Raw genomic sequence first — 18,042 nt, 5'->3', positions numbered from 1 at the left:
ATCTGCCCTATTTCTAGTAGGCACAACCCGATAGGAGGCCCTCATGGCGCAACTCAGAAAAATCCTGCTCGTCGACGATGATGATGACCTGCGCGAAGCGTTGAGTGAACAACTTGTCATGACCGAAGACTTTGATGTCTTCGAGGCCGACAGCGGCGCAACTGCCATGCAAAAGACCAAAGAAGGCCTCTATGATCTGATCATCCTCGATGTCGGCCTCCCCGACACCGACGGCCGCGAACTCTGCCGCCTGATGCGCAAACAAGGTGTCAAAGCGCCTGTGCTTATGCTCACAGGCCACGATAGCGACGCTGACACAATTCTCGGTCTAGATGCGGGCGCCAATGATTACGTCACCAAACCGTTCAAGTTTCCGGTCCTGCTTGCGCGTATCCGTGCCCAGCTGCGCCAGCATGAGCAAAGCGAAGACGCGGTGTTCACGCTCGGGCCATATACCTTCAAGCCCTCAATGAAGATGCTGATCACTGAAGATGAGAAAAAGATTCGCCTAACCGAGAAAGAAACAAACATCCTCAAGTTCCTCTATCGCTCCACAGACGGCGTCGTCGCGCGCGATGTGCTGCTTCACGAGGTCTGGGGCTACAACGCAGGGGTTACAACCCATACGCTAGAGACACACATCTACCGCCTGCGCCAGAAAATCGAGCCAGACCCCTCCAATGCAAGGCTTCTGGTCACTGAGTCAGGAGGCTACCGCCTCGTCGCTTGAAAAATAAAGTGACTTGATCTGCATCAAAGATGCATCTCAAAGTTGCCAATACAAGTTAAGTATACCGTCGCATATGCGGTCTATCATATGCACCTCCCTGTTGGACTTTGGCCGAGCCCCGCGCTCGGCCTTTTTTTGTTTAAACCCTCACTTCAATACGCAACACGCCACCCGCTTGCCTCGCCTCTCGGCCTCGGTTGTTCTTGCTCACATGAAAACGTTCAAGTGCCCCATTTCCGAGCTTTGTCTCGCAGGTGGTCTCACGCATGAGGACAGCTGGTTGACCGTCCAGAAATGTAAAAGAGACACATGGACCATAGGCAAGACACGGCTATTTGATACAGGTTCAAGTGACCAGCCCATCCCGCCGCTTATCGCTCAACCACTCAGTGAGAAGCTTCAAACCCTAAACAACCACCCCAAAAAGCCGCCCCAATAACGCGCTCACAGCCATGGCAAATATACCCCAGACCACAACCCGCAGCATGGCTGGCCCCTTTGGAGCGCCGCCCGCATAGGCCCCCAGTGCGCCCAAAACAATAAGAGCAAGCACCGTCACAGCCAGCACCACTGTTATAATAGAACCTGCTGGCGCAAGCACGGCCGCCACAAGAGGCACAGCCGCCGCAACAGAAAAGGTCATTCCCGAAGCCAAAGCCGCCTCAAAGGGCCGCGCCGAAAGCACCTCTGACAAGCCCAGCTCATCCCGCACATGCGCGCCCAACGCGTCATGCTCGGTCAGCTCCAGCGCAACAGTCCGCGCCGTCCCCTCCGAAAGCCCGCGCTCTTCATAAATTTGAACAAGCTCGTTGATTTCGGTCTCGGGGTTTTGCTCTAGAGACTTGATTTCACGCGCAATATCAGCCTTTTCGATATCTGATTGCGACGACACCGAAACATACTCGCCCGCCGACATCGACATCGCCCCAGCCACCAGCCCCGCAAAGCCCGCCAAAAACACTGTCTTCACTTCAGGCTCCGCTGCAGCCACTCCGACAATCAACGCCGAAGTGGAGACAATCCCGTCATTCGCCCCCAAAACAGCCGCACGCAGCCAGCCACTCCTGTTTACATAATGCCGCATTTCGGGATGTGCGGGCGGTCCTTTAGCCATAAGTGTATTCCTGTCTATTCTGCGAAGCATCACAAGCAATAGTCGATTCCCTGCCCATGCATGTTGTGTTAGATCAAAGGCTCTTTCAGTCAGGAGCACCACATGTCATTCACACTCGCCACTTGGAACATCAACTCCGTGCGCCTGCGCGAACCTCTGGTGCTCAAGCTGCTCTCTGAAGAAGCCCCCGATGTTCTCTGTCTGCAAGAGTGCAAAAGCCCTGTTGATAAAATCCCCCTCGATGGCTTCAAAGCGCTCGGCTATACCCACATGGTCGCACGCGGCCAGAAGGGCTACAACGGCGTCGCGATCCTCTCCAAAATCCCCATGGTCGAAGCGGGCGCCGAAGATTACGCAAGCCTCGGCCACGCCCGCCATATCGCGGGCAAGCTAGACAACGGCGTCACAGTTCATAACTTCTACGTCCCCGCTGGCGGCGATGTCGCCGACCGCGAAGTGAACGAGAAGTTCGGCCAAAAGCTCGACTACCTCACCGAGATGCGCGACGCGTTCCATGCCGCAGCCCCTCAAAAATCGATCCTCGTGGGCGATCTCAACATCGCCCCCCGCGAAGACGACGTCTGGGACCACAAGAAACTCCTCAAAGTCGTCTCCCACACCCCCATCGAAGTCGAAGCCCTCGCGCAGACGCAAGACGCAGGCAAATGGGTCGACATCACCCGTCAGGATCTCCCTGAGGGTCTGCTCTATTCGTGGTGGTCCTACCGCGCCAAAGACTGGGACGACGCCGACAAAGGCCGCCGCCTTGATCACGTCTGGGCCACCCCCGACATCTCAAGCGCCGCTCATTCCTCCCGCGTACTGCGCGCCGCCCGCGGCTGGACCCAGCCCTCGGATCACGCGCCAGTCTTCGCCACGTTTGATATCTAACCGCGCCCGCCCCTTGCAAGCGCGGCGCGCATCCCTCACATAAAGGGCAACACATCTTCCAAAGGAGTCCCCGATGGACCTCAATCTTTCACAGCCCGCCGCAACAGAAAATCTGATCTTTGACGTCACAGAAGCCACCTTCATGAAAGACGTGGTTGAAGCCTCGATGGAGACCCCGGTGATCGTCGACTTCTGGGCGCCATGGTGTGGCCCCTGCAAGACCCTTGGCCCGATGCTTGAAGGCGCCGTGACCAAAGCCAAGGGCGCGGTCAAAATGGCCAAGGTCGATGTTGATCAAGAGCAGCGCCTCGCCCAGATGCTCGCCCAGCAGGGTCTCCCGATCCAATCGATCCCCACAGTTGTCGGCTTCTACCAAGGCCGCCCCGTGGATATGTTCCAAGGCGCCGTGCCCCAGTCGGAGCTTGACGCTTTCGTGAAGAAAGTCGTCGATGCCGCGGGCGGTGATGCCTCAGGTGGGCTTGATGATGCCGTCGCTGCTGCCGAAGATATGCTCGCCGAAGGCGCAGCAGCCGACGCAGCACAGACTTTCGCGGCGATCCTCGAAGAAGAGCCAAATCACGCCGCAGCCTACGGTGGCCTCGTCCGCGCCTATATCGCACTCGACGATCTCTCGGGCGCAGAAGCAACTCTCAACGGTGCGCCCGCCGAAATCAGTGCAGCGCCCGAACTTGAGGCCGCTCATGCCCAGCTTGAGCTTGCAAAACAAGCCGCAAATGCTGGCCCCGTCGCAGAGCTTCAGGCCGCATCCGAGGCAAACCCCGATGATCACCAAGCGCGCTTTGACTACGCCAATGCACTGCAAGGCGCGGGTGATATGGCCGAAGCCGTCGCCCAGTTGCTTGAGCTCTTCCGCCGCGACCGCGAGTGGAACGATGGCGCCGCCAAAGCCCAGCTCTTCACACTGTTTGACGCCCTCCCGCCACAAGACCCAATCGCGTTGGCAGGCCGCCGCAAGCTCGGCTCCATGATCCTGATCTGAGGAAAAACATGCGCAAATTTAAAGATCTGCCCAGCGTCATTCCCATCTTTCCGCTTCCTGGTGCGCTGCTCTTGCCGCGCTCCAATATGCCGCTGCATATCTTTGAACCGCGTTACCTCACCATGCTTGATGACGCGCTCAAAACGCCCGAACGTCTCATCGGAATGATCCAACCCGACACAGGCCCACACAGCGCCGATGATGCGCTGATGACAATCGGCTGCGCTGGTCGCATCACACAGTTCAACGAAACAGATGATGGCCGCTACATGATCACCCTCACGGGCATATCGCGGTACCGCATCTCTTCCCAAGTCGAGGGCTTCGCGCCCTACCGTCGTGCTGAAGTGAGCTGGGATGGTTTTGAAAAAGATATGGGCCCCGAAGAGCACGACCCCGTTTTTGACCGTGCCAAATTCCTCGCACTGCTCGAGCGGTTCTTCTCCGCCAAGGGCCTCAATACAGACTGGGAAACCCTGCAAGAGGCTGATGACGAACTCCTCGTCAACTCCCTCTCCATGCTGCTTGATTTCTCCCCCGAGGACAAACAGGCGCTGCTCGAAGCACCCTCTCTTTCCACCCGTCGCGAAACCCTCGTGACCCTGATCGAATTCGCCCTGCACAGCGGCGGCGATGGCGAGGATATTCTCCAATGACCGAAACACCGACGTTCGACCGCCACATGCTTGAAGCCCTCGTTTGCCCCGTCTCCCAAGGGCGGCTCGAATATGACGCCGAGGCCCAAGAGCTGATCAGCGCCTCCGCAAACCTTGCTTACCCTATCCGCGATGGCATCCCTGTGATGCTGTTTGATGAAGCGCGCAAGCTCGAGGCGTAACTGCGCATACCGCGCTCGGAAAACGGCAATCTGCCAAGCCAGCCTCTAACATCCCCCAAACCCACCGCACGCAGCGTCAACACCTGCGCGCTGCAGCAAAATCCTGTTTTGTCGGTGCACGGGTTGTGCACGCATTGTGCACGCTTTTCACCCCCCTCCTGGGAGAGGGTTCAAAACACGTTAACCTTTGGAGATCACAATTGCATGAGGTCGGGCAAATCGCCGTTCAAACCTGCCGCTTCGCGCATAAATCCGCGTTTCACACCGGGCATCGCATTGATCAGCCCCATGCCAAGGTCGCGCCCCGCTCTGAGGATCGGATTATCATTTGAAAACAGCTTGTTGGTTAGATCTGTCGTCGCCGCCAAAGTCGCCGTGTCAAACCTCCGCCAGCTTTGATAGCGCTCCAGCACAAGCTGGCTGGCAAAGTCCTCGCCGCGCTGCTCTGCGTGCTCGATCACATGCGCCAGCGCCGCCACATCGCGGAGTCCCGCATTGAGCCCCTGCCCCGCAATCGGATGCATCCCGTGCGCCGCATCACCAACAAGCGCAAGCCTTTGCTCTATAAAGGAATTCGCAATGGTCAACTTGAGCGGATAGGCAAAGCGCTTGCCGTCCAGTTTGATCTCCCCGAGGAAGTCCCCAAAGCGCGGGCGCAGCACTTCAAGATAGTCTGAATCACTTAGATCGTTGATGCCATTCGCCCGCTCCGAACGCTCTGACCAGACAATAGAGCTGCGGTTTCCCGGAAGCGGCAAAATAGCCAACGGCCCCTCAGGCATAAAAAATTGATGCGCAATGCCATTATGCGGTTTTTCATGGGCAATCGCGCAGACAAGAGCCGTTTGGCCATACTCCCAGCCCGTACGCCTGATTCGTGCGCGCTCAGCCGTGCCTGATGCACGTCCGTCCGCCCCAACAATCAGCCGTGTAGAATGTACATCGCCAGAGGCCAAAGTCAGCCACGCACCGCTATCATTCACCTCTTGGGAAACAACCTTTCCCTCGATGGTTTCGATCCCCTGATGCGCCGCCACCGCCTCAAGCAACGCGCGTCGCAGGTAGCGGTCTTCAAGCATATGGCCCATAGGGCCTTCTTCCAGCTCACCACGCTCGAAATGCAGGAAAAACGGCGCTGGTCCTTGCCCTGCGCGGCCATCGCTTGCCTTGATCTCGTTCATAGGCTGCGCGTGCTCAGACACCTTATTCCAAAGGCCCAAACGCTGCAAAAGCCGGATCGAAGCGAAGGCCAAAGCATAGGCTCGCCCATCAAACGCTGCATTCGCACGTACTGTTTCAGGCTGCGCATCAATGATGCTCACACGCCGCCCCCGCGCGGCCAAAGCCAGCGCCAATACGGGGCCGTTTAGCCCGCCGCCTACGATTGCGATATCACTGTCATATGTCATGTGTTTCACTATGCCTGAGCCTGCGGGATTGTCCATGCAACAGAACGCCGCTACCGTGGTTTTGAACGCAGCGAAAAGGGATGTAAAATGGAAAAATGGCTCACAATGAGCATGGCCGATCTGGGCCGTGGTATCGCCGCAGGCGAGATTGATCCCATTGACCTTACAGAAAAATATCTCTCCGCCATCAAGGCCCACCCCTTCGGCACACGCATCTATGCCCGCCTCACAGAAGAGCGCGCCAGAGCCGAAGCAAAGGCCGCCTCCGAGCGTGCCAAAGCAGGCTTACGCCGCGGCCCGCTTGATGGCGTTCCCGTAAGCTGGAAAGACCTATTTGATACGGCGGGTACAGCCACAGAAGCGGGCTCCGCCCTCCTCAAAGACCGCGTGCCAGATAGCGACGCATGGGTGCTTCAAAACGCTACTCAATCGGGCCTCGTTTGCCTCGGCAAAACCCATATGAGCGAGCTGGCCTTCTCTGGCCTTGGTCTCAACCCCGTGACCGAAACGCCCCCTTGTGTAAACGATCACGCCGCTGTTGCAGGCGGATCTTCCTCTGGCGCTGCGGCCTCGGTTGCCTTTGCTCTGGCTCCTTGTGGTATTGGCTCAGATACGGGCGGAAGCGTGCGCATCCCTGCGGCATGGAACGATCTTGTCGGCCTCAAAACAACGGCCACCCGCATCCCCCTCACAGGCGTTGTGCCGCTCTGCGAAAAGTTTGACACAATCGGCCCGCTCTGCCGCACAGTGGAAGACGCTGCCCTCATGCTCGCCGCGCTCGAAGGTGGACAAGCCGCCGATCTTAAAGGCGTCTCAGCAAAGGGTCTGCGCCTCGCCATCCTTGACACCATCGCCCCTGATGATGTTCGGGACGCGCCCAAAGCCGCCTTTGACAGCGCGATTGCGCGCCTCAAAGCCGCAGGCGCAACGATCGAACACATTGAGGCCCCCGAAGTCGCCGAAGTCATGCCACTCTCGCCGATCCTCTTCACATCCGAGGCCTACGGCACCTGGAAAGAAGTCATTGACGCTGCACCAGACAAAATGTTCCCCGAAATTCTCGCGCGCTTCCGCTCTGGCGCAGGCCATGCCGCCGCCGATTATGTCGCCGCGTGGCAAGCCATTGACGCAGCACGCTCGAAATGGGCCACGCGCGTCGCCGGATATGACGCCGTCCTCCTGCCCAGCGCACCCATTTTGCCGCCCGACGCCGAGCGCCTAATGACAGATAGCGACTATTACATCTCAGAAAACCTGCTCTCCCTTCGTAACACGCGGATCGGCAACCTCCTCGGTCTGCCTGCGATAACCCTGCCAACAGACACGCCGAGCTGCGGAATTCTGTTCATGGGCGCAGCTTTTGAGGAAGAAAAGCTCCTCCGCGTGGCCGCTGCTGCTGAGAAAGTCCTGTCAAGCACCTGAGCTGCGGCATGATAGAAAAGCGCCGCCAGCGTCCCGCGAAGGCGTCAACGGATAGCCTATTGGCAGTTCAAACCTCGCATGGGGCGCTATAAATGCCACAAACTGCCTGAATCCACACAGTTTTTCTGGACGAAGCGAGCTTGCTTGAGTAATTTGATTTCAAACGGGGCGCTAATGACCCCGACTTTGAGGCAGTATTGATATGTTTCCCGAGCGGTTTTCGAACCTTCCGGCCTATGCGTTCCCGCGTTTGCGCGCCCTGTTGGATCACCATCCTGCAGGCGGCGAAACCGTGCATATGACCATCGGCGAGCCAAAGCACCCCTTCCCCACTTGGGTCGGCGAAGAGCTGGCCGCGCACATCAAAGGCTTCAACAGCTACCCCCCCAATGACGGCAGCGAAGCCCTGCTTACAGCCATTTCAGGCTGGCTCAAGAGCCGCTTCTCCATAACGGCCGCCGCTGATACGCAAATCTTGGCTCTCAATGGAACCCGTGAAGGCCTCTACAACGCCTGCATGGCGCTCGTGCCTGAGAAGGTGCAGGGCGATACGCCCAATATCCTGATGCCGAACCCCTTTTATCAAGTCTATGCCGTTGGTGCAGCCTCTGTCGGAGCACGACCAATCTTCGCAAATGCGACAGAGAGTACTGGCTTCCTGCCTGACTTCTCTGGCCTGCCCACTGATATTCTCAAGAAAACAGCTGCTGCCTTTATCTGTTCTCCCTCCAATCCGCAGGGCGCAATCGCCAGTCGCGCTTACCTGCGCGAGCTGATCGCCTTGGCGGAGCAGTTTGATTTCCAGATCTTTGCTGATGAATGCTACTCGGAAATTTATCGAAATGATCCGCCCCCCAGCGCGCTGGATGTCGCCACCGAGATGGGCGCACACCCTGAACGCGTGGTGATCTTTCATTCGCTTTCCAAACGATCCAACTTACCTGGCCTACGCTCAGGCTTTGTTGCAGGCGGGCCGCAAACTATCGCACGCCTAAAGCAGCTGCGGAACTACGCTGGTGCACCACTCCCGACGCCGCTTCAGGCCGTAGCCGCACGCGTCTGGGCCGATGAAGAACATGTGATAGAGAACCGTAAGCTCTATCAGGAAAAATACACCATTGCGGACAAGGTCATGGCTGATTTCGATGGCTATCAAGGCCCCGAAGGTGGTTTTTTCCTTTGGCTTCCAGTGGAAGACGGCGAAACTGCTGCGCTCAAGCTCTGGCGCGAGACAGGCGTGCGTGTGCTCCCCGGAGCCTACCTGAGCCGCGACGCCGAAGGCCGTAATCCAGGACAGAATTACATCAGGGTCGCCATGGTGGCCCCAAAAGAAGAAATGCAGCAGGGGCTCCTCCGCCTCAAAAGCTGCTTACAAAGCTGAGGACGAGGGAAAATGGCATACCAGACACGTGGACGCGATCCGCTTCTCGATAGCAAAATGGCAGAAGCCATCGAAAAACGCGGCAAAGAGCTGATTGGCATTGCGCTTGTCATCGTAGCTCTGGCGGCCGCCGCTATGGTTGCCTCCTACAATCCCAACGACCCTTCTTGGCTCTCTGCCACAGACGCTCCGGTCCAAAACTGGATGGGTGGCATCGGAGCAGCCATCGCTGCACCTCTCTTTATGATCATCGGATGGGGAAGCTGGGGCATCGCAGCCGCGCTCCTTGCTTGGGGCCTTCGTTTCGCCCTCCACTTCGGAGCAGACCGCGCCATCGGCCGCTTGATCTTCGCACCAATCTGGCTTGCGCTTCTCTCCGTCTATGCTTCTACCCTCGTACCAGGCGAAACATGGACACATTCTTTCGGCCTTGGCGGCCTCTTCGGCGACACTGTTCTTGGCAGCCTCCTCGGCCTGCTGCCCGTCGGTGCAAGCTTTGGCCTCAAAGTGCTCTCTCTTATTCTCGGCGCAGCGATGATCGCATTTGGCGCGTTTATCCTCGGGTTCACACGGCCTGAGCTTCGCTACATCGGTCGGTTCCTCCTGATCGGAACGATCATTGCCTATGCCACCGCCATGAAAGTTCTGGGCAAAACAGCAACAGGCGCGATGACTGCTGCCCAAACAATGCAAGAGCGCAACCGCGCCCGCCGTGAGCAACGCGCCATCGCCCGCGCCGAAGCCGCCGAATGGACAGCCCTGCAAGATGCCCAGAGCCTTGAGGTTCTGCCACGCGCGCCTGCCGCCTATGCCCACCATGACGAGCCACCGCTCACAGTGGAGCCCGCCGAGAAGACAGGCCTGCGCGCACTTATGCCCAATCTTATTCGCCGCGCAGAGCCTATGCCCGAACAAGAGCTTGTCGAAACCGCACCACAATTTTCTCATGGCGAGCCCCCTGCCCCATCGGACGACCGCATTAAAGCCAAGATCGCTGATGTGATCAAATCACGCGTGCGCCAAAGTCCAACAATCCAATCGGCCATCGCTGCCCCCCTTACCAAAGGCCGTGGCCACGGCCCCGTGCCTCTTGTGCTTGACACAACGCCAGCCCACTTGCGTGCCGAGCCCCCACTGACAGGTGGAGGCATCCCAAGCCTGCCGCCAGAGCCGCAGCTCACAGCAGCCTACGCGCCAGAGCCCGAAGCCTTTGAAGCGTCCGAGGCTAATATTTTCGACGACTACGCCGACGAAGCGGTTATCGACGAGACATTCGCACCAGAAGAAGTGCCCGCCGCACCGCGCGCCTATTCAATCCCGACTGCTGAACCAAAGAAGGTCGTTCAACACGCTGTCAAAAAACCGGTTCAAACCAGCACGCGTGCCAAAGCCGAGGCCCAGCCGACATTCAAATTCGAAGACAAGCGCCCCGCCTACGAGCTTCCTCCGCTTTCGCTTCTCGCCGATCCGGTCAAAATCGAACGTTTCCATCTCTCCGATGAAGCCCTAGAGGCCAACGCCCGTATGCTCGAGTCCGTACTCGATGACTACGGCGTCAAAGGCGAGATCGTCTCGGTCCGTCCTGGCCCTGTTGTCACAATGTATGAGCTAGAGCCTGCGCCAGGCTTGAAAGCCTCTCGTGTGATCGGCCTCGCCGATGATATCGCCCGTTCCATGGCCGCTCTTTCCGCGCGTGTTTCTACTGTCCCCGGACGCTCCGTCATCGGTATCGAACTCCCCAATGACAACCGCGAGATGGTCGGCTTCCGCGAGATCCTCTCTGGCCGCGAATACGGCGACGGGAACCACAAACTGCCCCTAGCACTTGGCAAAGACATCGGCGGTGATCCCATCGTCGCCAACCTCGCCAAGATGCCTCACCTGCTTATCGCGGGTACAACTGGCTCAGGTAAATCTGTCGCTATCAACACGATGATCCTCTCGCTTCTCTACAAGCTCACGCCTGAAGAGTGCCGCATGATCATGATCGACCCCAAAATGCTCGAACTCTCCGTATATGACGGCATCCCGCACCTGCTCTCCCCCGTTGTGACCGACCCGAAGAAAGCCGTGGTTGCTCTCAAGTGGACAGTTGGCGAGATGGAAGAGCGCTACCGCAAAATGTCCAAAATGGGCGTGCGCAACATCGACGGCTACAACTCCCGCGTGGCCGATGCTCTGGCCAAAGGCGAGATGTTCTCGCGGACCGTCCAGACCGGCTTCGACGACGACACAGGCGAGCCAGTGTTTGAAACAGAGGAAATGCAGCCTGAGAAAATGCCCTATATCGTCGTCATCGTCGACGAAATGGCCGACCTTATGATGGTCGCAGGCAAAGAGATCGAAGCCTGCATCCAGCGCCTCGCTCAAATGGCGCGCGCGTCTGGCATTCATATCATCATGGCCACACAGCGCCCCTCGGTCGACGTCATCACAGGCACAATCAAAGCCAACTTCCCCACACGGATCAGCTTCCAAGTGACGAGTAAAATCGACAGCCGCACAATCCTTGGCGAAATGGGCGCCGAACAACTCCTCGGCATGGGCGACATGCTCTATATGGCAGGCGGCGCCAAGATCACACGCTGCCACGGCCCCTTTGTCTCCGATGAAGAAGTCGAAGAAATCGTCAATCACTTGAAGGCTTTCGGCCCGCCCGAATATGTCTCAGGTGTTGTCCAAGGCCCGCCTGATGACAACGCAAGCGATATCGACGCAGTCCTCGGCCTTGGCGGCAACACCGATGGTGAAGACGCGCTTTACGATACAGCCGTCGCCATCGTCATCAAAGATCGCAAGTGCTCCACATCCTACATCCAGCGCAAGCTCTCGATCGGCTACAACAAAGCCGCCAAGCTCGTCGAACAGATGGAAGACGAAGGCATCATCTCGGGCGCGAACCACGTCGGCAAACGCGAAATTCTTGTGCCAGAACAGCACTAAGCGGTCTTTCGCCCTTAAAATTATCGAAACACCAGTTTGTTATCGCTTAACAACTGGTGTTTTCGTATTTTACCCCCAAGTCACTGGTGCAACGAAGCCCCTGAACACTTAGGTATTGGTTATGAAACTCAAACACATTTTTCTCGCGCCTGTTCTGGCCCTTACCCTCGCAGCCCCCGCCGCCGCGGAAAAGCTTTCACTCAACGCGCTCTCGCAATATCTCAACGCGATGAAAACAGCCAAAGGCGCCTTCACCCAGATCAATGACGATGGCACAATCTCCACAGGCACGATCTACATCAAACGCCCTGGCAAGATCCGCTTCGAGTATAACCCCCCCGAAGAAACCCTCGTGCTGGCCAGCGCCAACACCGTGGCCATCTTTGACCCAAAGACAAACCAGGGCCCTGAAAGTTACCCCTTGGCCAAAACGCCCCTCTCAATCATCCTCGCGCGCACAGTAGATCTCGCAAGCGCCAATATGGTGACAGGCCACAGCTTTGATGGCACAGCCACAGTGATCACGGCGCAAGACCCTGCACACCCTGAGTACGGCAATATCCAGCTTAAATTTACAGGAAGCCCCGTAGAGCTGCGCCAATGGGTCATCAATGACGACAGCGGCTCAAGCACAACAGTTGTGCTCGGCGAGCTCGCAAAAGGCGGCTCTCTGCCCAACGCCCTGTTTGATATCGATGCCAATACGAAGAAACGCGGCGGGCGCTAGCTACCGCGTCAATAGCTCAACGAAAGCGCCTACAGCTCGCCAATTGGGCTTTATACATCTCTGAGCGCTGGCCAACTTCTCCAGCCACCCGCATCAACCAAGCCTTTTGACGATAGGTTCCTCGGGCATAGCCTGTATGCCCGTCATGGTAGGCCAGATACTGATTTCGCGCATCATGAAGCGAGATACCGTTCCGCTCCCGACTGATGTTCATATAGTAGCCCATGAAGTCACTCGCATCGCGGATATTATTCCGCCGCGCCATGCGTTTGCCTTCTTTGCGTTGGTATTCCTTCCAGGTCGCATCAAGTGCTTGCGAATAGCCAAAAGCGCTCGACTGTCGTCCAACAGGGATCACTCCAAGCGTATACTGAAACGGCGTGCGCGCGTCTGACTTGAATTTGCTTTCTTGGTAAATGGTGGCCATCTGCACATGCACAGGCACGCCCCATTTGCGCTCGGTCGCCTTGAAGGCTTTGTAATAGGTTGGGCGCTCTTTCAACAGGGCACATGCGTTATCGAGCTGCCTTGGCGCGCTCGTTCCTGCGCCACGACCACAGGCCGCCAGCGTTGCCACAATTAGAAATGCGCAAAGGATTCTGCTCATCTGCCCCTCGCTTGCTTATTTTTTCAAAGCATAGCGCATCATGGCCAAAACCTAAATCAAATTTCCGTGGCGCAAGCGCTTTTCTGCGCGCAAACCACCCCCAGATGCATCGAACTGTAGGCGAGAGCGTCACAGAGTGTTTCCATCATTTTCACGCTCAGAAATAGACAAGCCCCCATTGAAAGCGTTAAGCTGCTCGGGTAGGGGCTAAACTCATGATGATACGCAAACGCGCCAAATACCACCTCGGACAAGTCGTCCGCCACAAGAAGCACCCTTTCCGAGGGGTTGTCTTTGACGTGGATCCGCAGTTTTCAAACACTGACGAATGGTATGAAGCAATCCCCGAGGACAGCCGCCCCCAAAAGGAGCAGCCCTTTTATCATCTCCTCGCCGAAAATGATCAGAGCTACTACGTGGCCTATGTCTCCGAACAAAACCTCGTCGCAGACTATTCAGGCGAGCCGGTCGATCATCCCGACATTCCTGATCTCTTCGGCCCCTTCCAAGATGGCCAATACCCGCTCCAGTTCCAACTGAACTGAGCTGGAATTCCTACCCGCACACTCTTCTTCTTTTTAAAAATATCCCAGGGGGTGCGGGGGACAGCGTCCCCCGCCACGGTCGGATTGTGCGCAGCACAATTCGAAACCGCTATTCCACAGGCCGCCCGTCCTTCTTCCACGCGCCAAAGCCACCATCCATCTCGGCAATATTCTCGCCGCCCATGTCCTTTAGAGCTTTCGCCGCTAAAGCCGAGCGCCATGCCCCAGCACAAAACAGGATGATCTTCTTGTCGGTGGCAAAAGCCTCTTTGTGGTAGGGGCTCGCAGGATCAAACCAGAATTCCAACATCCCCCGCGGCGCATGCATCGCGCCAGGAAAGCGTCCCTCCCGCTCAAGCTCACGCGGATCCCGAATATCCACGACAAGCGCCTCTCCCGCTTCCGCCAGCCGCCAAACTTCGTCGCGGCTCAGCGTTTCAATCTCTTCTTTCGCCCGCATCACGAGCTCTTTCACAGGTGTAATTGCCATGCTCAATACCCCAGCGCCGCGCCGTCTTTGCGCGGATCAGACGCGCCTTCCAGCACGCCATCGTTTCTGATGCGAATAGCCTGCGCCCCGCCGAGCGGTCCGTCAGGCACAACAACCTTATGTCCCATGTCGGCAAGCTCGGCACGCACAGCCTCACTATAGCCCTTCTCAACTTTTAGCTCGCCCGCATCCGAAAAACACCGCGGTGCATCAATCGCGCTCTGCGCATCCATACCGAAATCAGTCATATTCGTGACAAACCGCGCATGACCACATGACTGATACTGCCCGCCCATCACACCAAAAGGCATCGTCGCGCGGCCATTTTCAGCCAACATTCCAGGAATAATTGTATGCATCGGCCGCTTACCTGCGCCGTAAACGTTCGGATGGCTTTCATCCAGAGTAAATCCTGCACCACGATTTTGCAGCAAAATCCCGAATTTTTCAGAGGCAATACCAGAGCCAAATCCATGGAAAATAGAATAGATAAAGCTCACAGCCATGCGGTCTTTATCTACTACAGTGATATATACAGTATCCTTATGGACCGCCTCACTGATTGGCGCAGCCGCAGCCATCGCGCGCTTCGGATCAATCAGCGCAGCCAACTTTGTCGCCGTCTCCATACTCAGCATATGCTCTACGCGCTTGGAGACATCAGGGTCGGCAATAAAGCGGTTGCGCGCATCATAAGCGAGCTTCGTCGCCTCCGCTTCAATATGCGCTCGCATCGCACCAAACGGCTCCATGCTCGCCAGATCAAAATGGCTCAGGATATTGAGCATCAAGTTGGCCGTTGCACCCTGTCCGTTCGGCGGGTGCTCCAGAAGGTCTGCACCCTTATAATGGCTTCCAACAGGTTCGGTGTAAAAGCTTGTCGCATTGGCAAAATCGCTCAGCTCGTGAACGCCGCCAAGCGCCTTCAGGGCCGCGACCATGTCTTCAGCAACTTCGCCTTCATAAAAGCCCTTTCGCCCCTCTTTCGCAACACGCCGCAGCGCCTCAGCCTGCGCAGGCGAGCGAAACATCTGGCCGACTTCGCCAGGCTTGCCATCAATCATATAATGCGTTCGTCCGTGCCCCTGAAGCGCTTTGCCGGCTTCTGGCCAGTCAAACGCCACCCGCGCCGCGACAGGCACGCCCTCGTCGGCATAGCGGATCGTCGGCGCAAGAATAGCATCGATCCCGATCTTTCCGTAATCTTCCGAAAGGCGGCAAAATGCGTCCATTGCCGTGGGGATTGTGACAGCCTCAGGTCCGTTCAGCGGCACAGTAGTCTCCCCCCGCGCCTTCAGCGCCGAAAGGTCCGCGCCTGCGGGCGCACAGCCCGACCCGTTAAGCGCGCGAATGGCTCCGCCGTCCTTGTCCTGAAACAAGACAAAGCAGTCACCACCGATCCCTGTCATCTGCGGTTCGCAAATTCCAAGCAGAACCGCACCAGCAATCGCAGCATCCATAGCGTTGCCGCCGCGCTCCATAATATCAACAGCAACTTTCGCCGCCAAAGGGTGCGAGGTCGCGCACATGCCGTTCTGGGCCAATACGGGAGAACGCCCCGGAAAATGAAAATCGCGCATATCTCGTCCATCCTGTTTCGCTTCACAGAAAAGACTATGCTCCGCAAAGACCAAAGCCAATGCGGATTCATCAGAACGATACGTCAGAAAGGTAAGGCCTCGGCGCCGCACACTGGGTGGGGGCTATTAACGCACAGCGCCGAGGGAAGCTATATGCAGCTACAAAGAGGGTTATGACAGTTGAATCAGGCGAATCTTCGGGCTGAATATGTCATTTTCAAGTTTTCTCGATTCATAGAGCAACAACCCTGAAATCCTCAACGCAGGATAGAGAAGCCCAGCTCATTGTGGCCAGCTTTGCGCTGATAGGTCAGATCCGTGGCCAACTTGCGCACCAGATACCAGCCAAAGCCGCCCTCCGGCAGGCCTTCCAGCGGCCCATCAAGCCTTGGCAAGGTGCCGTGAGGCAGCTCTTTCATAGGCAAAGCCCGCCCTTCATCAACGACCAAAAAGCGCAGGTCCGCCGCCCGCAACGTCAGGGTCATCACAATACGCCCTTGCGCAGAGCTCCCGTAAGCATGTTCGACAATGTTGTTGAGCACCTCGCCCAGTACAACTTCAGCTGACCCAATCACATCCGCCCCGACACCCAGCTCTTCAAGTGCGCAGGCCAATTGCTTCAAAGCCTTCCGCACTTCAAATTCGCAGCTTGGAAAATCAAGCTTCAGTGACTTCGGATTTTGGTCAGACTCGCGCATCTTCTGCACTTCCTCAATCGGCGATTAACCCGCCTGATAGAGCTTCGGAATATCGTCCACACTGCCATGGATCGTAAAAATAGAATCCATCCGTGTCAGCCGAAACACTTTATCAACAGTCGGTGTCAGCCCCGCAAGATCAAGCCGCCGCGTCGTCCCCATAAGTTTCATCACAGCCACGATCGCGCCCAGCCCGCTCGAATCCACAAACTGAACATCCCGCAGATCAAGCGCCACATGGCTTGCCGCCCCCGTCAACTCGCGCAGGGCATCCTTAAACTTAAGAGCGGCAGCCGCATCAATACGCTCCGCCATCACCCTTACAATCAGTACATCGCCCGCTTCAGTGCAGCTAAACTCCATAATTCTCTCCGTTACCGTAGAAATACGCCCTTGAGTGACAAGACTAGACGGCAAACCTTTCTATTCGGTAATGAAGGAACAACTCAGGAGGACTCCCCATGAAAAAAGTGATGATCGCAGGTGCAGCCCGCACGCCCATGGGCGGCTTTCAAGGTGTTTTTGATGGCGTTCCCGCCTCAACACTCGGCGGCGCCGCCATCCGCGCAGCGCTCGCAAACGCTGGCGCAAACACAGTTGATGAGCTGCTCATGGGCTGCGTTCTACCCGCAGGCCAAGGTCAGGCCCCTGCTCGTCAGGCTGGCTTTGCAGGCGGCTTGGGCGAGGATGTTCCCGCCACAACTGTCAACAAAATGTGTGGCTCAGGCATGAAAACCACAATGATGGGCTTTGACCAGATCGCCCTCGGCAACACAGACACAGTGATCACCGGCGGCATGGAATCTATGTCAAATGCGCCCTATCTTCTCGAAAAAATGCGGTCAGGCGCACGGATCGGGCACCAGAAGGTGATTGATCATATGTTCCTCGACGGGTTGGAAGACGCCTATGACAAGGGCCGCCTCATGGGTACATTCGCCGAAGACTGCGCTGAAAAATACCAGTTCACCCGCGCCTCGCAGGACGACTATGCCATCGGCTCTCTCAACGGCGCCCTTGAAGCAATCCGCTCTGGAGCCTTTGATGGCGAAGTTGCCCCCGTCACCCTGACAACACGCAAGGGCGAGGTTATTATCACTGAGGACGAACAACCCGCAAAAGCGCGCCCCGAAAAGATCCCCACGCTAAAACCCGCCTTTCGTGAGGGTGGCACAGTCACCGCTGCCAATGCCTCTTCGATCTCCGATGGCGCGGCCGCACTTGTCCTCGCCTCCGAAGAGGCCGCAAAAGCCCAAGGCCTCACTGTCCGAGCGCAGATCATTGGCCATGCCAGTCATGCCCAAGCTCCCGGATGGTTCGCCACCGCACCAATTCCCGCGGCGCAAAAACTCCTCAAAAACATCGGCTGGAGCGTGGAGGACGTAGATCTCTGGGAAGTCAACGAAGCCTTCGCTGTGGTCCCGATGGCCTTCATGCAAGACATGGGCATCACCCGCGACAAGATCAACGTCAACGGCGGCGCTTGCGCCCTCGGTCACCCGATCGGCGCTTCAGGCACGCGCATCATTGTTACGCTTCTCAACGCCTTGGAAAAACGCGGTCTCAAACGCGGCGTTGCCGCAATCTGCATCGGTGGTGGCGAAGGCACAGCAATTGCAATCGAACGCGTCTAAACCTTTCTCTTTCCAAAAATATCCCGGGGTCTG

The 18,042-nt window shown here is 57.2% G+C and carries 18 protein-coding genes; 11 read left to right on the top strand and 7 right to left on the bottom strand.

Annotated features, from left to right (window positions below):
- Positions 1-43: 43 nt before the first annotated feature.
- Positions 44-730 (top strand): response regulator transcription factor, encoded by a 687-nt coding sequence (locus DSM117340_RS15935; protein ID WP_089893991.1) that lies wholly within the window; start codon positions 44-46, stop codon positions 728-730.
- 406 nt (positions 731-1,136) lie between these two features.
- On the opposite strand, the gene DSM117340_RS15930 is transcribed toward DSM117340_RS15935, so the two are convergent.
- On the bottom strand, positions 1,137-1,844 hold the full coding sequence (locus DSM117340_RS15930; protein ID WP_089893988.1) for a VIT family protein: 708 nt from the start codon (positions 1,842-1,844) through the stop codon (positions 1,137-1,139).
- 102 nt (positions 1,845-1,946) lie between these two features.
- Between DSM117340_RS15930 and DSM117340_RS15925 the strand changes: the two genes are divergently transcribed.
- The 4 genes from DSM117340_RS15925 (at position 1,947) to DSM117340_RS15910 (ending at position 4,573) form a co-directional block, all read left to right on the top strand.
- Positions 1,947-2,735 carry an exodeoxyribonuclease III gene (locus DSM117340_RS15925; RefSeq protein ID WP_089893982.1) on the top strand — a complete coding sequence of 263 codons (789 nt, stop codon included), beginning with the start codon at positions 1,947-1,949 and terminating at the stop codon, positions 2,733-2,735.
- A 73-nt stretch (positions 2,736-2,808) separates the two neighbouring features.
- Positions 2,809-3,735 carry a tetratricopeptide repeat protein gene (locus tag DSM117340_RS15920; RefSeq protein WP_089893979.1) on the top strand — a complete coding sequence of 309 codons (927 nt, stop codon included), beginning with the start codon at positions 2,809-2,811 and terminating at the stop codon, positions 3,733-3,735.
- An 8-nt stretch (positions 3,736-3,743) separates the two neighbouring features.
- A complete protein-coding gene (locus DSM117340_RS15915; protein ID WP_089893976.1) occupies positions 3,744-4,391 on the top strand; it encodes an LON peptidase substrate-binding domain-containing protein in 648 nt (215 codons plus the stop codon).
- Complete coding sequence (locus tag DSM117340_RS15910; protein WP_089893974.1) at positions 4,388-4,573, top strand: Trm112 family protein; 186 nt, start codon at positions 4,388-4,390, stop codon at positions 4,571-4,573. The genes DSM117340_RS15915 and DSM117340_RS15910 overlap by 4 nt, the downstream gene beginning before the upstream one ends.
- Positions 4,574-4,767: 194 nt before the next feature.
- On the opposite strand, the gene DSM117340_RS15905 is transcribed toward DSM117340_RS15910, so the two are convergent.
- Entirely contained in the window at positions 4,768-6,018 is a 1,251-nt protein-coding gene (locus tag DSM117340_RS15905; protein ID WP_089893972.1) for a UbiH/UbiF/VisC/COQ6 family ubiquinone biosynthesis hydroxylase, read from the bottom strand.
- 51 nt (positions 6,019-6,069) lie between these two features.
- Between DSM117340_RS15905 and DSM117340_RS15900 the strand changes: the two genes are divergently transcribed.
- The 4 genes from DSM117340_RS15900 (at position 6,070) to DSM117340_RS15885 (ending at position 12,455) form a co-directional block, all read left to right on the top strand.
- Positions 6,070-7,404, top strand: a complete 1,335-nt coding sequence (locus DSM117340_RS15900) for an amidase family protein (protein ID WP_089893970.1) — start codon at positions 6,070-6,072, stop codon at positions 7,402-7,404.
- 202 nt (positions 7,405-7,606) lie between these two features.
- Positions 7,607-8,785: an aminotransferase class I/II-fold pyridoxal phosphate-dependent enzyme gene (locus DSM117340_RS15895; protein WP_089893968.1), complete on the top strand. Its 1,179-nt coding sequence runs from the start codon at positions 7,607-7,609 to the stop codon at positions 8,783-8,785.
- A 12-nt stretch (positions 8,786-8,797) separates the two neighbouring features.
- Complete coding sequence (locus DSM117340_RS15890; protein ID WP_089893966.1) at positions 8,798-11,728, top strand: DNA translocase FtsK; 2,931 nt, start codon at positions 8,798-8,800, stop codon at positions 11,726-11,728.
- A 121-nt stretch (positions 11,729-11,849) separates the two neighbouring features.
- Positions 11,850-12,455 (top strand): outer membrane lipoprotein carrier protein LolA, encoded by a 606-nt coding sequence (locus DSM117340_RS15885; RefSeq protein WP_089893963.1) that lies wholly within the window; start codon positions 11,850-11,852, stop codon positions 12,453-12,455.
- A gap of 16 nt (positions 12,456-12,471) precedes the next feature.
- On the opposite strand, the gene DSM117340_RS15880 is transcribed toward DSM117340_RS15885, so the two are convergent.
- Entirely contained in the window at positions 12,472-13,062 is a 591-nt protein-coding gene (locus tag DSM117340_RS15880) for a lytic transglycosylase (RefSeq protein WP_089893961.1), read from the bottom strand.
- Between the two features lie 218 nt (positions 13,063-13,280).
- Here DSM117340_RS15880 and hspQ point away from each other — a divergent pair, with 218 nt between their 5' ends.
- The gene (gene hspQ, locus DSM117340_RS15875; protein ID WP_089894134.1) at positions 13,281-13,607 is read left to right on the top strand and encodes a heat shock protein HspQ; all 327 of its coding nucleotides are present in this window, start codon (positions 13,281-13,283) and stop codon (positions 13,605-13,607) included.
- Positions 13,608-13,716: 109 nt separating this feature from the next.
- Here hspQ and DSM117340_RS15870 read toward each other — a convergent pair whose 3' ends face one another.
- From DSM117340_RS15870 to DSM117340_RS15855, 4 genes are all read right to left on the bottom strand, one after another.
- Complete coding sequence (locus DSM117340_RS15870) at positions 13,717-14,097, bottom strand: rhodanese-like domain-containing protein (protein ID WP_089893958.1); 381 nt, start codon at positions 14,095-14,097, stop codon at positions 13,717-13,719.
- A 2-nt stretch (positions 14,098-14,099) separates the two neighbouring features.
- Complete coding sequence (locus DSM117340_RS15865) at positions 14,100-15,677, bottom strand: gamma-glutamyltransferase family protein (protein ID WP_089893955.1); 1,578 nt, start codon at positions 15,675-15,677, stop codon at positions 14,100-14,102.
- A 257-nt stretch (positions 15,678-15,934) separates the two neighbouring features.
- A complete protein-coding gene (locus tag DSM117340_RS15860) occupies positions 15,935-16,375 on the bottom strand; it encodes an ATP-binding protein (RefSeq protein WP_089893952.1) in 441 nt (146 codons plus the stop codon).
- A 24-nt stretch (positions 16,376-16,399) separates the two neighbouring features.
- Positions 16,400-16,738: an STAS domain-containing protein gene (locus DSM117340_RS15855; protein WP_089893949.1), complete on the bottom strand. Its 339-nt coding sequence runs from the start codon at positions 16,736-16,738 to the stop codon at positions 16,400-16,402.
- Between the two features lie 98 nt (positions 16,739-16,836).
- On the opposite strand from DSM117340_RS15855, the gene DSM117340_RS15850 reads away from it, so the two are divergent.
- Entirely contained in the window at positions 16,837-18,009 is a 1,173-nt protein-coding gene (locus DSM117340_RS15850) for an acetyl-CoA C-acyltransferase (RefSeq protein ID WP_089893945.1), read from the top strand.
- Positions 18,010-18,042: the final 33 nt, after the last annotated feature.

This window comes from Lentibacter algarum (assembly GCF_040580765.1).
GTDB lineage: Bacteria > Pseudomonadota > Alphaproteobacteria > Rhodobacterales > Rhodobacteraceae > Lentibacter > Lentibacter algarum.
Note: the sequence above shows the minus strand (reverse complement) of the source record. Positions and strands in the feature narration are given on the sequence as shown.

Excerpts from the sequence above, each read along its gene's own strand:
- DSM117340_RS15920 (WP_089893979.1), top strand. The coding sequence starts at position 2,809 with ATGGACCTCAATCTTTCACAGCCCGCCGCAACAGAAAATCTGATCTTT.
- DSM117340_RS15930 (WP_089893988.1), bottom strand. The coding sequence starts at position 1,844 with ATGGCTAAAGGACCGCCCGCACATCCCGAAATGCGGCATTATGTAAAC.
- DSM117340_RS15870 (WP_089893958.1), bottom strand. The coding sequence starts at position 14,097 with ATGGCAATTACACCTGTGAAAGAGCTCGTGATGCGGGCGAAAGAAGAG.
- DSM117340_RS15900 (WP_089893970.1), top strand. The coding sequence starts at position 6,070 with ATGGAAAAATGGCTCACAATGAGCATGGCCGATCTGGGCCGTGGTATC.
- DSM117340_RS15905 (WP_089893972.1), bottom strand. The coding sequence starts at position 6,018 with ATGGACAATCCCGCAGGCTCAGGCATAGTGAAACACATGACATATGAC.
- DSM117340_RS15855 (WP_089893949.1), bottom strand. The coding sequence starts at position 16,738 with ATGGAGTTTAGCTGCACTGAAGCGGGCGATGTACTGATTGTAAGGGTG.
- DSM117340_RS15865 (WP_089893955.1), bottom strand. The coding sequence starts at position 15,677 with ATGCGCGATTTTCATTTTCCGGGGCGTTCTCCCGTATTGGCCCAGAAC.
- DSM117340_RS15915 (WP_089893976.1), top strand. The coding sequence starts at position 3,744 with ATGCGCAAATTTAAAGATCTGCCCAGCGTCATTCCCATCTTTCCGCTT.
- DSM117340_RS15890 (WP_089893966.1), top strand. The coding sequence starts at position 8,798 with ATGGCATACCAGACACGTGGACGCGATCCGCTTCTCGATAGCAAAATG.
- DSM117340_RS15850 (WP_089893945.1), top strand. The coding sequence starts at position 16,837 with ATGAAAAAAGTGATGATCGCAGGTGCAGCCCGCACGCCCATGGGCGGC.
- hspQ (WP_089894134.1), top strand. The coding sequence starts at position 13,281 with ATGATACGCAAACGCGCCAAATACCACCTCGGACAAGTCGTCCGCCAC.
- DSM117340_RS15935 (WP_089893991.1), top strand. The coding sequence starts at position 44 with ATGGCGCAACTCAGAAAAATCCTGCTCGTCGACGATGATGATGACCTG.
- DSM117340_RS15885 (WP_089893963.1), top strand. The coding sequence starts at position 11,850 with ATGAAACTCAAACACATTTTTCTCGCGCCTGTTCTGGCCCTTACCCTC.
- DSM117340_RS15925 (WP_089893982.1), top strand. The coding sequence starts at position 1,947 with ATGTCATTCACACTCGCCACTTGGAACATCAACTCCGTGCGCCTGCGC.
- DSM117340_RS15910 (WP_089893974.1), top strand. The coding sequence starts at position 4,388 with ATGACCGAAACACCGACGTTCGACCGCCACATGCTTGAAGCCCTCGTT.
- DSM117340_RS15880 (WP_089893961.1), bottom strand. The coding sequence starts at position 13,062 with ATGAGCAGAATCCTTTGCGCATTTCTAATTGTGGCAACGCTGGCGGCC.
- DSM117340_RS15895 (WP_089893968.1), top strand. The coding sequence starts at position 7,607 with ATGTTTCCCGAGCGGTTTTCGAACCTTCCGGCCTATGCGTTCCCGCGT.
- DSM117340_RS15860 (WP_089893952.1), bottom strand. The coding sequence starts at position 16,375 with ATGCGCGAGTCTGACCAAAATCCGAAGTCACTGAAGCTTGATTTTCCA.